Origin of the sequence: Corynebacterium belfantii (assembly GCF_041898185.1) — a bacterium.
In the GTDB taxonomy this organism is placed as follows: Bacteria; Actinomycetota; Actinomycetes; order Mycobacteriales; family Mycobacteriaceae; genus Corynebacterium; species Corynebacterium belfantii.
In genome coordinates this window covers 1,604,724-1,618,355 of the sequence record NZ_CP157823.1, presented here as the reverse complement: position 1 = coordinate 1,618,355, position 13,632 = coordinate 1,604,724, and the positions used below count along the sequence as shown (strand labels likewise).

The window sequence follows — 13,632 nt, the reverse complement described above, 5'->3', positions numbered from 1 at the left end:
CAAACAATCGGACACTCTCCTTTTTCGCAAGCGGTGACTTTGATGCAAACAGAAAAACTCATCAAAGATGCCGCATTGACGGTAGCAGCTTTTCTTAAGAATAAAATGTCGAGAGACATCATTATCGAATACTGTGTACTAAACACAAATACTGTTAAAGAAGCTCTGTGCTACGTATCGCGTCATACTAAGGGGTTTGTACGGGCAAATGCATTAGCTTTGTACGCTTTATGCATCGTCGATTCCCCGTGGGGCAACCATATTACTTGTGTATTGCAAGCGGCTCATAAGACCTTGCCTTTTCACCATCTCACGGCTCTTGTAGCAGAAGCCTATTATCGAGGTCTATCTGGATCCATTGTTGATCTTGTTGTCACTGGGAGCCAAGAAGCGCAGAAACACTTTGGTGAAGCGACAAATGTAAAATCCGCGGTGTGACTTCCAAGAAGTCACACCGCGGATGTGAAAAATGAATCTACTCGCTGTTATCCCCGAGAAGTGAACTGCTCCCCATTAGTTGGACTGAGAAATCAGTTACCTACTAGTGGGGAGCAGTTGTATGCGTGCACGTAGTTCGTTGTCGGCGGGACAGCGGGAAGAATTGGTGGCTCTTTTCAAGCAGGGTTATAGTTATTGGGCTGCAGCTCATCATGTTGGTGTTGGTGTTTACCCAGTCCGTGCTTTGTTTCGTCGGTTCTTGCTCCATGGCAAGCTATGTCTTGTGGAAAAGCCTTCAAAGCAGCAGTACTCTTTCGAAATCAAAAAGGAAGTTGTCCAACGCCATCTAGCTGGCGAGTCGAAGATGGATCTGGCCCGTGAGTTTGGTCTGTCGTCGGATCAAGTGGTCGGATATTGGTCGCGAAAATGGCGCAAAGGTGGTGATGACGCGTTAAAGCTGAAACCGAAGGGCAGGCCTAAAGGTTCAGCTAAGCCGAAGGTGCTTACTGAAGAAGATAAGCTGCGTCGCGAAAACGAACGGTTGCGGGCTGAAAAGAGAGTGTCCGATTGTTTGTGTGCGGGGGGGCTTGGTTTACAAGTAGTCCGCGAATCGGTCGGGGTAAGCCACGGCTAGTTGGTTGATGGCTTGTTTCCACCCGGTGGCTTTCGCTCCTTCAATATAGCCGTTGCATTCGATGGCGCGCTTCGCTTTCTTCGCTCGCTGGGCAGCGCGCTTGTCCTCGATGTTGCAGATCATCAGCCACAGCGTTTTCAGCGCCGCGGTATCGTTCGGGAACTGGCCGCGGTTGCGGGTGGCTTTCCGCAGCTCAGCATTCAGCGATTCGATCGAATTCGTGGTGTAGAGTACCCGCCGTGCCGCAGGCGGGAACTGCAAAAATGGCACAAACCGGTCCCAGGCGTCGCGCCAGACTTTGACCGATTGCGGGTATTTACGGCCCAGTTCACTGGCCTCGAATGCGTCCAGGGCGGCGCGGGCGGTGTCCTCGGTCGGTGCGGTGTAGACCTCCCGTAGCGCACTTGATACGGGTTTGCGGTCTTGGTAGGACACCCACCTGTTGGCCGCCCGGATCAGGTGCACGATACAGGTCTGCACCATGGAATTCGGCCAGGTTGCCTCCACGGCTTCCGGCAGGCCTTTGAGCCCGTCGCAGCAGACGATGAACACGTCTTGGACCCCACGGTTGGCAAGGTCAGCGCACACGGATGCCCAAAAACTGGCGCCTTCATTGTCTGCGATCCACAATCCCAGGATGTGCTTGATGCCGTCCATGTCGACGCCTACCGCCATGTAGCAAGACTTGTTGACCACGCGGTGGCCATCGCGGATCTTCACTCGCAGCGCGTCGAGGAAGATCACTGGGTAGAACTCGTCGAGCTGGCGGTTTTGCCAGATCATGACCTCTTCTAACACCGCGTCGGTAATGGTGCTGATCGTATCTGGGCTCATATCCACCCCGAGGGTGGTGGCGAGGTGGTGGCAAATATCGCGCACGGTCATCCCACCGGCGTACAGGGAGATGATCATGTCATCAAGCTCCGTCAGACGGCGGGTGCCTTTAGGCAGCATCCGCGGCGTAAACGTGCCAGCTCGATCCCGGGGCATAGTCACATCAAAGGTGCCGTAACCAGAGTTGACGGTTTTGGTGTACGACCCGTTGCGGTGATTGCCACCATCCGGGGTGCCCAGCTGGGCTTTCGCCGTACGATCAGAGTGCGCGTATCCTAGATGCGCGTCCATTTCAGCCTGCAGACCAGCGTTGATCGATGCCTGCAAAAGACCTTTGACCAGGTCGCTGGCATCATCGGTGGAAGTCGACAACTCGCCGATCAGTTCGGCGATTTCCGGATTTTCCATCAGCTTAGCGCTGATCTCGTTGACCCTGTTCGGGTCATGACCTTTCCTCGGTGACACGGTAGTCATTATCAGTGAAACTCCTTCTGGATCAGAGCCTCACACACAAAACACCTGACACCCTCGCTGAAAATGCTTATTTAAAAAAATTGCGGGACTTGAGGAACCAGGGACACGCCTGAAAGCCCAGGCGATCGTCATCCTCAAGTCACAACACCGCTTGGCAGATCTCCTCGCGGCGGCAGATATGCCGCGGGCGACATTCTTCTACCATCAAAAGCGACTCGATAAGCCGGATAAACATGCTGCGGTAAAGCACGCAATCCTAGAAAGTTTCGAAGCCAACAAGCATCGCTACGGCTACCGGCGAGTGTTGCTGGACTTGCGCAACAAGGGCTGGGTGGTCAACCACAAACTCGTCTACAAGCTCATGCACCAGATGGGTCTTCGGGCTAAAATCCGTCAGCGCAGGCCCTATAATTCCTACACAGGAACTATCAGTCGCATTGCTGACAATAAGCTTGCCCGTAAATTCACTCCAGACAAGCCCAACATCGTCTTTGTCAGCGACGTTACCGAATTTAGGGTTGCAGGCCGCAAAGTGTATTTATCACCGGTAATGGATCTCTTCGACCGCTGTATTGTCGCTCACACCGTGGCTACATCACCGTCGATAGCATTCACCGCCGATTCCCTAACAAAGGCGATTGCAGCCTGTGCGCCGAAGCCTGGATGGATGATGCACACCGATCAAGGCTTCCAGTACCAGCATTCAACCTGGCGTAATCTAATCCACGACAACGGCGGTGTTCAGTCAATGTCGCGTAAAGCTAATTGTTACGACAACGCAGTAATGGAGAACTTCTTCGGACACTTAAAAACCGAGATGTACCACGGAGAAGTTTTTGGAACCGTCGAGGAATTCACCCAAGCTGTCGAAGACTACATCCAGTGGTATAACACCGAACGCATCCAACAACGACTCAAGGGCCTGACCCCGATGCACTATCGGAATCAGGCCCTTGAACCCCTAACCACCTAGAATTAAACCAGTCCAACTTACAGGGGCTAGTTCAAAGCTCCATGGGCTTTGTCTCCGAGCTGAGAGGTAAAAGCCCAAGCATCAGAGACAATCGTGTGCAGATCAGTGCGTTGTGGTTTCCAGCCCAGTTCGGATTGTGCCTTAGCCGATGATGCAATGAGCACTGCAGGATCACCAGCCCGTCGAGGTGCTACCTCGGCAGGGATGGGATGGCCGGTAACTTCTCTGCAGGTATCAATGACTTGTTTGACTGAATATCCTTCACCGGATCCGAGGTTAAAGATCCGGTGGCTGCCTTCGACGTTACTTTGAAGCGCCAAAATATGGGCATCAGCAAGATCACGAATATGGATGTAATCGCGGATGGGAGTTCCGTCTTCAGTTGGCCAATCGTCACCGAACATAAAAATTTTGTCACGGTGTCCCAGTGCTACTTGTAAAACGAGCGGAATAAGATGGGTTTCTACTTCTCGATTTTCACCCACCAAACCGTATGCACCAGCTACGTTAAAGTACCGAAGGCTTGTTGCAGCAAACCCATAGGCATGCGCATATGAAGTGATCGCGTAGTCGATAGAAAGCTTGGTTGCGCCGTACGGATTCGTCGGTCGAGTAGGGGCGTCTTCAGTAATTGGGACTGTTTCAGGTTCGCCGTAGGTAGCTGCTGTCGAAGAAAACACAATGTTACGCACGTTATTGCGTTTCATGGCGCCAAGAAGCGCAAGTGTGGTCACCATGTTGTGTTGCCAATACTCATCTGGTTTTTCAACTGATTCGCCTACAAGCGAACGAGCCGCAAAGTGAAGAACCGCGTCAAAAGAATCAGATGATAAAACGTTCTCGGCAACGTCTTTGATATCACCTTCGACAAAAGTGGCTCCCAGAGGGACAGCATCGCGATTGCCGGTTGTAAGATTATCGACAATTGTTACTTCGTGTCCCTGTTCGAGCAGAACAGTAGAACAGACACTTCCTACGTATCCGGCACCACCGGTAACGAGGAGTTTCATCTAATTTCGCCGCCTTTAGTATTTAGAGTTCTTCGATACGGATAGTGTGAGTCAGATCATCGATCAGTTCGACATCTTTTCCATTGTGGCGCAACGTGATATGCCCGTCTCTATCTACGATTTCGACTTCTGATCCGACACGGATATCAGCGTCGAGGAGCTGCGTGAATTGATCCGTTTCAGCTTGGAAGATTTCATTTATCTGAACAACGCGTACTTTGCGGGGCATGCTTGTGGCAGCATCGATGACGCGAGTTCCGGGGGCTGCCGCGTCGGAATTACCTACGCCTAGTTCGTCAAGCCCTGGAATCGGGTTTCCGAAGGGGGACCTGCTGACATCTTTCAGCACTTTCACGAGCCTGCGCTCAACTTCGTCGCTCATGACATGTTCCCATCGGCAGGCTTCATCGTGAACTTTATTGATATCTAGGCCAATGATATCGGTAAGAAGGCGCTCTGCTAAGCGATGCTTACGCATGACTGCAGTCGCTAACGTACGACCTGTTGGCGTCATTTGTAGACTACGGTCTGAGGCGACAACGACAAGTCCATCGCGCTCCATACGGGCAACGGTTTGGCTAACTGTAGGTCCAGATTGTTCCAGACGCTCGGCGATCCTAGCGCGAAGGGGAGTGACTCCCTCTTCTTCCAGCTCATAGATAGTGCGCAAGTACATCTCTGTGGTATCGACTAAGTCCTTCATTGTAAGCCTCTTTCCTTATAATGCCAGTGGAGACTGCGTTGGGTGCTGGTGATCAATTCCTATCAATCTACAACGAATTGTAGCGTGAACAATACGGAATCGTTTTCTTGTTAAGTTGCAGTCCCGCAGCGCGCGTTTCGATGAGACCTTAATTATAACGCTAATCTAAAGATTACTTTTAATAGGTGTTTATGCCTTTATTGGTAGGTATATCTAAGCAAACTTTCCTTAATGTGCATAGGCTCGAAGTTTTTCGGCACGGGCGCCATCACGCAGTTTCGACATGACCTCGCGTTCAATTTGGCGAACTCTTTCACGAGACAGTCCAAATTGACGACCAATTTGATCTAGAGTGCGGGGAACTCCGTCATCGAGTCCATAGCGAAGGCGGATAACGTCCTGTTCACGCTGTTCCAAAGTGTCCAAGACCGTTCTGATATCAGAGTGGCGCAACGACGCAACTACGGCCGATTCAGCATCAGTAGCCTCGGAATCCTCGATAAAGTCGCCAAGTGGGGCCTCTTCATCGGCGCCCACTGGCATATCTAGGCTTACGGGGTCACGGGACTGACGAAGCAACATTTCAATCTTGGATTCTTCAATCCCAGACTCTTCTGCAAGCTCTTCATTGGTTGCCTCACGTCCGAGCTGCTGATACATCTCGCGTTTGATGCGAGAAAGCTTGTTTACCTGCTCTACGAGGTGGACGGGTAAGCGAATCGTTCGGGACTGATCTGCCATGCCACGTGTGATGGCTTGGCGGATCCACCAAGTTGCATAGGTGGAAAACTTAAAACCCTTGGAGTAATCAAACTTTTCCATCGCACGGATGAGCCCTAAATTACCTTCCTGAATAAGGTCCAGTAGGGGCATGCCGCGTCCGGTATAACGCTTTGCTAGGGATACCACGAGACGTAGATTGGCCTCTAGGAGATGGGAACGTGCTTTACGCCCTTCCTTGACTAATACTTTAAGGTCCCTTTTCATTGCGCGGGTCAGTGGCTCTTGGGAATTTTCTAAGAGATATTCCGCATAGAGTCCGACTTCAATGGTCTGTGCGAGCTCGACCTCATCTTCGGCATTGAGCAGGGCAGTTTTGCCGATGCCATTGAGGTAGACACGAACGAGATCTGCTGAAGGGTTATCATTCGTTTGATTCCTGCGGCTACCGCGGTCGACGGTCTCCGTGGATGCTTCCACGTCGGAAGGGCTTGTCATAATGACCTCCTAGCTCTCGTTGCTACACATGGAACAACGGTGAATTGATAAATCTAGTTCCATTACCCCCATGTGTGGGGAGGCTAGGTGCATTCGATGATCACAGTAAACGGTCCGTCATTGACAGATTCCACCTGCATATCTGCACCGAATTTTCCTTCATAAACGGATATCCCGCGGGATCGCAGTCCGTTCGCAATCTTGGTGATGGTTTCTTCAGCGGGATCGCTTGGAGCTGCATCGGACCAAGAAGGACGGCGTCCTTTTGCAGTACGCCCCATCAAAGTGAATTGGCTAACCAACAATACAGGTGCATGGGCAGCTTCTACACTTTGTTCCCCTTTGAGGATTCGAAGTTCTGCAATCTTTCGAGTCATCGTTTCCCATGCAGAAGCGCTATCATCGCGGCCTACTCCGACCAAAGCAAGAATTCCTCCAGTGGAAGGGCAGTTTATTTCCCCTACGACGACTTTATTGACGGTCACGGACGCTCTAAGTACTCGAGTCAATACAGCTCGCATGGTTCAGTAGTCACCATCCCTTTGTGATCTCGGCTGGCAAAAGAATGCCATGGCGGATAAGGGCGACGACTGGATCAATAATGGCATCGACGAAGGACTCGTCGTCAAGCCCATTACTGACCGCATAAAGCGTCGCGACGTCTTCCAGTGTCAAGCCTTCGGGGTGTAAACCAGCGATGACAGAAACAATGTGTTCGTCAACCTCATGGCTCCAACGTGGACCATCAGTCCTCGTGATTCGATATTTAAGATGTGTAAATCCCATTCCTGATTCAATGTCGGTGACTGAAATAGATTCTTTGGCAACCCCTGGACGTATATAAAACTGTGACTGTGCGATGCCGTCACGGTCTTTTTCACGAAGCCAATCCACACGCGCAAAAAACTCTTCAATCTCATCGCCGAGATAATCGTCAACCTGATGAGTCAACTCCTCAAAATAAACTTCAGAAGGAATGGAATCATCGACACGTTGGATGGCTACATAGCCAAATCCCACAGCTTCGACTTTGGCTCGCGAAAAATGTTCCAACCATGATTGCGTCCGCTTAAAACCGATTTCAGAGCGGGGATCGATCGACTCGTCACGTAACCAAGTATTGACGTATTGAATTGGATCGACTGTGTCACGCTGTAAAAACCAAGCGATCACACCGTGGCTGGGAATCCACTGTGCTACACGCGAAGCAACAGACTCGCCATTTTTATGGACCCATGACCCTAAAATGTGCGCCGTACCATTGGAATGAAGATGATCTACTGCTCCGCGAACTACCGTTTCCGTTGCGCCGTCTAAATCAAGGCCTGAATCCCGATAAACATGCTCGATTTCGGGTGGACCTACAACAAAAGGCGGGTTGGCTACGATGCGGTCGAACAGCCGATTCTTCACGGGTTCAAACCAAGAGCCATCGAGAATTTCGACATCGAAATGTGCTCCAGCAAACGTAGCCTCCGCGAAATCGAGAGCTCGGAAATGTACATCCGTTGCTGTGACTGATCGAGCATGTCTCAACTGGCCCAGCGCCTGAACACCGGAACCAGCTCCTAAATCCAAAACAGAATTAACCGGTGAACGTGGGGTAGTGGCTAATAGCGAAAGACTAGCCGCCCCAACGCCGAGGACATGATCCTTGCCAGGAACATGATCGGCAATCATTGAAGCATCGGTGTCAGAAAATACCCAAAATAGATCATCTTCAAGCTCAAGCCAACGAATATCGATTTTTGCGGCGAGATACGCTTCTGATGCATCGACAATTTCGAGAACACCAGTTTCCGTCAATTGATCCGTTAACGATTCACCTAGAACTCGGCGCAACTCCTCGGCAGCTCCTGGGCGATGGAGAATAAACGTTGAAATCAAAGTATAGAAATCGTAGTCTTCGTTTTCTCTCATGGCATAGAGAACAGAAGCCGGTTCGCCTCTACCAATTGCTGCAAACCCTGGACGTCCAAGAAAATCTCGAATCGACGAGGGCGTGAAACCCAGCTCGTGGAATCGCTGAACCAATTGAGGTGAGACGGAACTTAAGGGAGTGCGCATTGCTAAATTTCCTGACTGCTGTTGGTAAACGAATCTTTGATACTAATCGGAATCCATATCGATCACCATCGGATTCGTATCATCGAAACAATCACTGGGTTTCTGATCTAATGCCCTACGGTTTGTCTGATTGAGCGCTACGTATTCTGCTTGTTCACGGGCTGCCGCAGGTTTGTACACAGCTTTTTTACGTGGATCGCGTTTCTCGCCCACACCATTAGCAATGACGACTGCGATCCACGGCAATGGAATGCAAATAACAAATAAAATTACTGAAACGACTACGTTATGCCACCACATGTACGTAGCCATCGAAGCGACTAAAAAAGGGATACGAAGCCCTTGCAGCCATGCATATACCACCTCGCGATGATGACGATCTTGTTCTGGACCACGAGATGCATCCGTGACTAATTCGACACGATGACCCAAGATACGTCGAAAAGCACGTTTACCAGAGCTAATGTGCACTTCATCTACAGCATGATGAGAAAAATCCGTGTGCGCATGTATCAGTGAGTCTTCGTCCATGAGTCATAAGGGTAGACCCGCGTAGCCAAGTTGGCGCAAAATGGTGCAATATAGGGGGCGTGAGTACTAGCACGAAAACTATCGAACGTCCTGACATAAGGGAAGAAACAAACACTGGAGACGACACTCCAAAATTCTTTCACTATGTGAAGAAAGATCAGATCGTGGATTCGGCGGTGTCCGGTCGAATGGTAGTTGCTTTGTGCGGAGAAGCATTCCCCGTGACTAAGCAAGCAAAACCTGGATCACCTGTGTGTCCTGATTGCGAACGCGTGTATCGGGGACTGCGAAAAAAGTGATGGGACTACGCGCTTGGCAGCGAAAAGCGCTGACTAAGTATCTAATGCAAGCCCCCAAAGACTTTCTAGCTGTTGCTACGCCTGGAGCAGGAAAAACAACCTTCGCATTGCGCGTGGCTACGGAGTTGATAGGGAACAAAACCGTAGATCGAGTTATTGTCGTCGTGCCCACTGAACATTTGAAGATTCAGTGGGCACAATCGGCTGCCAGAGTGGGGCTTTCCTTAGATCCTCATTTTAAGAACTCTGACGCGGTCAATCCGCAATACGACGGCGTTGTGGTCACCTATGCCCAAGTTTCCATGCATCCCTTTAAGCACTATGCTGTAGCGACTTCCAAGAAGACGCTTGTAATTTTGGATGAGATCCATCACGGTGGTGACGCCAAAAGTTGGGGTGACGGTATAAGAGAAGCATACGGAGACGCTGAACGTCGATTAGCGCTTACCGGTACGCCATTTCGTTCCGACGATTCCACTATTCCATTTGTCCGATACGAGGAAGACGACGAGGGGCATCTTGTATCGAGATCAGATCACACCTATGGATACTCGGATGCCCTTGCTGACGGCGTGGTGCGTCCAGTTGTGTTCCTCGCCTATTCTGGTGAAGCGCGATGGCGGACTAGCGCAGGCGAAGAATTCTCTGCTCGACTAGGAGAGCCACTTAATCCAGAACAAACGGCTCGGGCGTGGAAGACTGCTCTGGATCCTAAAGGAGATTGGATACCTGCCGTATTACAAGCTGCGCACACTCGGTTATTGCAGTTGCGACGGAGCATTCCCGATGCCGGCGGATTGGTTATAGCAACCGATACAACAGCAGCTCGAGCGTATGCCAAGATCTTGGAGAAGATTTCGTCGACACCTGTAACTGTCGTGCTCTCAGATGAAGTCGGCGCATCGAAACGAATCGAAGAATTTAGCGACAATACCGATGAATGGATGGTTGCAGTTCGTATGGTTTCGGAAGGCGTGGACGTACCTCGGCTAGCTGTCGGTGTTTACGCTACCTCTGCCTCAACTCCTTTGTTTTTTGCACAGGCAATCGGTCGATTTGTGCGTTCACGTAAAAAAGGAGAGACGGCTTCGGTATTCTTACCATCAGTTCCAGTGTTGTTGGATCTTGCGGCCAAACTGGAGAACTCCCGTGACCATGTACTCGGTAAACCGGACCGTCCTAACGAAGGATGGGATGACGAACTATTAGCGCAAGCAAATAGGGAAGAAACAGAAAGAGACGAGCTTCGTTCATACGAATCAATTGGTGCTGAAGCCGAGCTTGATTCGCTTATTTATGATGGTTCGTCTTACGGAACTGGTACATTTACGGGCTCTGATGAGGAGGCTGATTATCTTGGCCTCCCAGGACTATTAGATGCAGATCAGATGCGAGCACTATTACGTAAACGTCAGAACGAGCAACTCACTGCCCGAGACGAAGAAGCGAAAAAACGCCAACAACTAGAAAATGAAGAAAGGGAGAAATGGAAAAAGGAACGCGAATCTGAAGTTCATGATGTCGCATCTGTGAAAATTCCACAGTTGCGAAAAGAACTAAATGCCTTAGTCTCGATCACTGCAGGTCGCACTGGACGACCACATGGTGCAATTCATACAGAAGTACGAAAAAAGTGCGGTGGTCCACCTACCGCAATGTGCTCTGCGGAGCAACTTCAAGCGCGTATCGATTATCTACGACGTTGGTAAAAGAATATAAAAGTTTTCCTCATACAAGCTCACTTTTGTGCATAATAGAAAATGCAATGCTTTATTAAAAGAAGTAAAGTGCAAAATTCAGTCTATTGAAAGGGAACCGTGACTACACCAAATGATTCTTACCCTGCCGGTGAACCACAATTTGGCAATGATCAAGGCAATGGAGGCTATCCAACAACGGGATACCCAGCTGATCTTCCAATAGACGAGCAGTTGCCAATGAAAAATTCTTTGGCTCCTTGGGCCCTAGGCTTGGCAATCGTTTCTGTCGTGGTACTTTTTAGCATTTTTGGTACTGGCTTTGCGTGGATTCCAGCCGTCATTTCGGTCATTCTCGCGATTGTTTCACTCGTCAAACTTCGTAAAATGCCTTTGGGTAGTGAACCCCGAAAAGGCATGACGATTTCTGCTCTCATTATTGGTTTGGTTGTTACCATCATTTCGGTAGTGGCAGCTATATTGCTGCTTACCGTATTTAAAGACACTTTCGGAGAATGTGCCTCCCTAGAAACTTCTGAGCAGCAGCAAGAGTGTGTAAATCAAAAGGTCAATGAATTAAACCAAAGCAAGTAAGAATCGTATTTTCGCAAGGACAGAGAAAATACGATAGGGGGCTGCTTTAAATATTCAATCTGCTCTTCATAATCTGAAATGAGGTAACAACACCAGATTATGAAGAGCAGATTTTGCGACAAAGTGGCTCGTAGCGATCTTTGAATTAGAGAAACTGGAACCTTTAGCGATCGAGTGTCATGAAAGAATTATTTTAGGGGCTGGGGCCGAAACTCGTTTCGGCCCCAGCCCCTAAAATAATTTCAACTGTAAAGAGGTCGCTATTTTTTGGAAGTTTTTCCTCCGCAGTGTCGTTGAGCGCTGTCAACAATCCAGTGTGGATTTAATCGAGATAGTCTCGGAGCACCTGTGAACGAGAGGGGTGACGAAGCTTTGACATTGTCTTCGACTCAATCTGGCGAATACGCTCACGAGTAACACCATAGACCTGACCAATTTCGTCTAAAGTCCTCGGCATTCCATCTGTAAGTCCGAAGCGGAGCTTAACTACACCAGCTTCGCGTTCGGAGAGTGTATGGAGAACATCTTGGAGTTGATCTTGCAACAACGTGAACGAAACGGCATCAACTGCAATAACAGCTTCAGAATCTTCGATAAAGTCTCCGAGCTGACTATCGCCCTCGTCACCGATGGTTTGATCCAAAGAAATAGGTTCGCGAGCGTACTGTTGAATCTCAAGAACCTTTTCTTCAGTGATGTCCATCTCTTTAGCGAGCTCTTGAGGAGTAGGCTCGCGACCGAGATCTTGAAGGAGCTCACGTTGAATCCGTCCAAGCTTATTAATGACCTCGACCATGTGTACCGGAATACGGATAGTGCGAGCCTGATCTGCCATTGCGCGTGTAATCGCTTGGCGAATCCACCAAGTAGCGTACGTGGAGAACTTGTAACCCTTGGTGTAATCAAACTTTTCTACAGCACGAATAAGACCCAGGTTGCCCTCCTGAATCAAATCCAAGAACGCCATGCCACGGCCCGTATAGCGCTTAGCAAGGGACACAACCAAACGAAGGTTCGCTTCTAGTAGATGATTTTTGGCTTTACGCCCATCTCTTGCGATTGCTCGAAGATCGCGTTTGACAGCTGGAGTAAGTTTCGCTTCCTTATCTCCGTTATTAAACGCTTCTTCCATTTGCTCCATGCGGTAAGTGGCATAGAGGCCTGCTTCGATACGCTTAGCTAAGGAAACTTCCTGTTCGGCATTCAGCAAGGCTACCTTGCCGATTTGTTTCAAATATGCGCGAACGGAGTCTGCAGATGCAGAAAGCTCTGCATCTTTACGTGCTTGACGTAATGCCGCTGACTCGTCCTCATCCCAGACCGAAGGACCTTCATCCTCATCTGAATCATCATCGGAAGAGTCATTTTCTTCGAGATCTTCTCCGAGCTCGTCGGTGTGCATCTCATTGTCGTCGTCAAATTTATCCAGATGCGGTTCATAATCTTCATCTGAATCTTCGCCATCTAGCGATTCCAGCTCGTCCTCGGACTCTTCGCTGGATTGGGTCGCTTCTTCATGTGCCGGAGTAGCGACTTTTTTAGCGGATTTGCGAGTGCGCTTCTTTGCTGTCGTTTTTTTGACAGTTTTCTTTGCTGCGTTTTTAGCGACCTTCTTCGCGGTTTTCTTGGCAGCCTTTTTAGCAGCCTTTTTGACTGGCTCAGATGAAGGAAGCTCAATTGCTGGCTCGGCTGTAGCTGATTCAGCAGAGCTTGTCACTGTTGGTGTTGCAGCTACTTTAACTGCAGTAACTTTGCGGGCAACCTTGCGTGCGGTTTTCTTGGCAGCCTTTTTAGCAGCCTTTTTGACAGTGGCAGAGGATGCCTCGCCAGCATTCGCCAAGCCTTGTCCTGAAGGCACTGTGCCTTCAGCGGTTGCCGTTGCGGAAGATTCTGAATTCTCAGTGGCTGCCACGTAAGCCCTTTCGATTGGGAGTTAAAACTACACTCAGGTGCGAACAAATCCGCTATCAGCATTCAACGGAATTTTGAAAGACCATTGAGTGTAACTGCTACAACCGTTTTACTCTTAGTTGAGAGGAATTGCATGAAACTAAGGGGTGGCAAAAATGACTTTGGCATGGCGCCATAGCCCACGATTGCGTACATGTAGATCGGTTGCTGTGATTGCACTCTAATGATCGTGTTAGCACGCTCAGTTAG

11 protein-coding genes and 3 pseudogenes are annotated in these 13,632 nt (G+C 49.6%); 6 read left to right on the top strand and 8 right to left on the bottom strand.

What is annotated here, in order from left to right:
- Positions 1–21 precede the first annotated feature (21 nt).
- Together ABMV07_RS08090 and ABMV07_RS08085 are read left to right on the top strand one after the other, a co-directional pair.
- Positions 22–438, top strand: a pseudogene (locus tag ABMV07_RS08090) (DUF4192 family protein); the annotation flags it as partial.
- Between the two features lie 121 nt (positions 439–559).
- A pseudogene (locus tag ABMV07_RS08085) lies at positions 560–991 on the top strand (helix-turn-helix domain-containing protein); the annotation flags it as partial.
- Between the two features lie 39 nt (positions 992–1,030).
- Here the strand turns inward: ABMV07_RS08085 and ABMV07_RS08080 are convergent.
- Positions 1,031–2,380 (bottom strand): IS256-like element IS1132 family transposase, encoded by a 1,350-nt coding sequence (locus ABMV07_RS08080; protein WP_374063848.1) that lies wholly within the window; start codon positions 2,378–2,380, stop codon positions 1,031–1,033.
- Between ABMV07_RS08080 and ABMV07_RS08075 the strand changes: the two are divergent.
- Positions 2,377–3,353 (top strand): annotated as a pseudogene (locus tag ABMV07_RS08075) (IS3 family transposase); the annotation flags it as partial. The gene ABMV07_RS08080 and the pseudogene ABMV07_RS08075 sit on opposite strands and share 4 nt — an antisense overlap.
- Positions 3,354–3,379: 26 nt before the next feature.
- Here the strand turns inward: ABMV07_RS08075 and galE are convergent.
- From galE to ABMV07_RS08045, 6 genes are all read right to left on the bottom strand, one after another.
- Positions 3,380–4,363, bottom strand: coding sequence for a UDP-glucose 4-epimerase GalE (gene galE / locus ABMV07_RS08070; RefSeq protein ID WP_197692132.1), 984 nt, complete (start codon positions 4,361–4,363; stop codon positions 3,380–3,382).
- Positions 4,364–4,385: 22 nt separating this feature from the next.
- Positions 4,386–5,066 (bottom strand): iron dependent repressor, metal binding and dimerization domain protein, encoded by a 681-nt coding sequence (locus tag ABMV07_RS08065; protein WP_088267954.1) that lies wholly within the window; start codon positions 5,064–5,066, stop codon positions 4,386–4,388.
- Positions 5,067–5,294: 228 nt separating this feature from the next.
- On the bottom strand, positions 5,295–6,284 hold the full coding sequence (locus ABMV07_RS08060) for a sigma-70 family RNA polymerase sigma factor (RefSeq protein WP_088267953.1): 990 nt from the start codon (positions 6,282–6,284) through the stop codon (positions 5,295–5,297).
- A gap of 83 nt (positions 6,285–6,367) precedes the next feature.
- Positions 6,368–6,805, bottom strand: coding sequence for a D-aminoacyl-tRNA deacylase (gene dtd / locus ABMV07_RS08055; RefSeq protein ID WP_374064380.1), 438 nt, complete (start codon positions 6,803–6,805; stop codon positions 6,368–6,370).
- 10 nt (positions 6,806–6,815) lie between these two features.
- Positions 6,816–8,351, bottom strand: coding sequence for a methyltransferase (locus tag ABMV07_RS08050; protein WP_374064381.1), 1,536 nt, complete (start codon positions 8,349–8,351; stop codon positions 6,816–6,818).
- A gap of 42 nt (positions 8,352–8,393) precedes the next feature.
- Entirely contained in the window at positions 8,394–8,882 is a 489-nt protein-coding gene (locus ABMV07_RS08045) for a DUF3099 domain-containing protein (RefSeq protein ID WP_088267950.1), read from the bottom strand.
- Between the two features lie 59 nt (positions 8,883–8,941).
- Between ABMV07_RS08045 and ABMV07_RS08040 the strand changes: the two genes are divergently transcribed.
- The 3 genes from ABMV07_RS08040 (at position 8,942) to ABMV07_RS08030 (ending at position 11,472) form a co-directional block, all read left to right on the top strand.
- Complete coding sequence (locus ABMV07_RS08040; protein WP_014316792.1) at positions 8,942–9,181, top strand: DUF3039 domain-containing protein; 240 nt, start codon at positions 8,942–8,944, stop codon at positions 9,179–9,181.
- Positions 9,181–10,890 (top strand): DEAD/DEAH box helicase, encoded by a 1,710-nt coding sequence (locus ABMV07_RS08035; RefSeq protein ID WP_088267949.1) that lies wholly within the window; start codon positions 9,181–9,183, stop codon positions 10,888–10,890. Before ABMV07_RS08040 ends, ABMV07_RS08035 begins: the two co-directional genes overlap by 1 nt.
- Before the next feature lie 108 nt (positions 10,891–10,998).
- Entirely contained in the window at positions 10,999–11,472 is a 474-nt protein-coding gene (locus ABMV07_RS08030; RefSeq protein WP_196978014.1) for a DUF4190 domain-containing protein, read from the top strand.
- Between the two features lie 322 nt (positions 11,473–11,794).
- Here the strand turns inward: ABMV07_RS08030 and ABMV07_RS08025 are convergent, their stop codons facing one another.
- The gene (locus ABMV07_RS08025; protein WP_197692133.1) at positions 11,795–13,384 is read right to left on the bottom strand and encodes an RNA polymerase sigma factor; all 1,590 of its coding nucleotides are present in this window, start codon (positions 13,382–13,384) and stop codon (positions 11,795–11,797) included.
- Positions 13,385–13,632 lie beyond the last annotated feature (248 nt).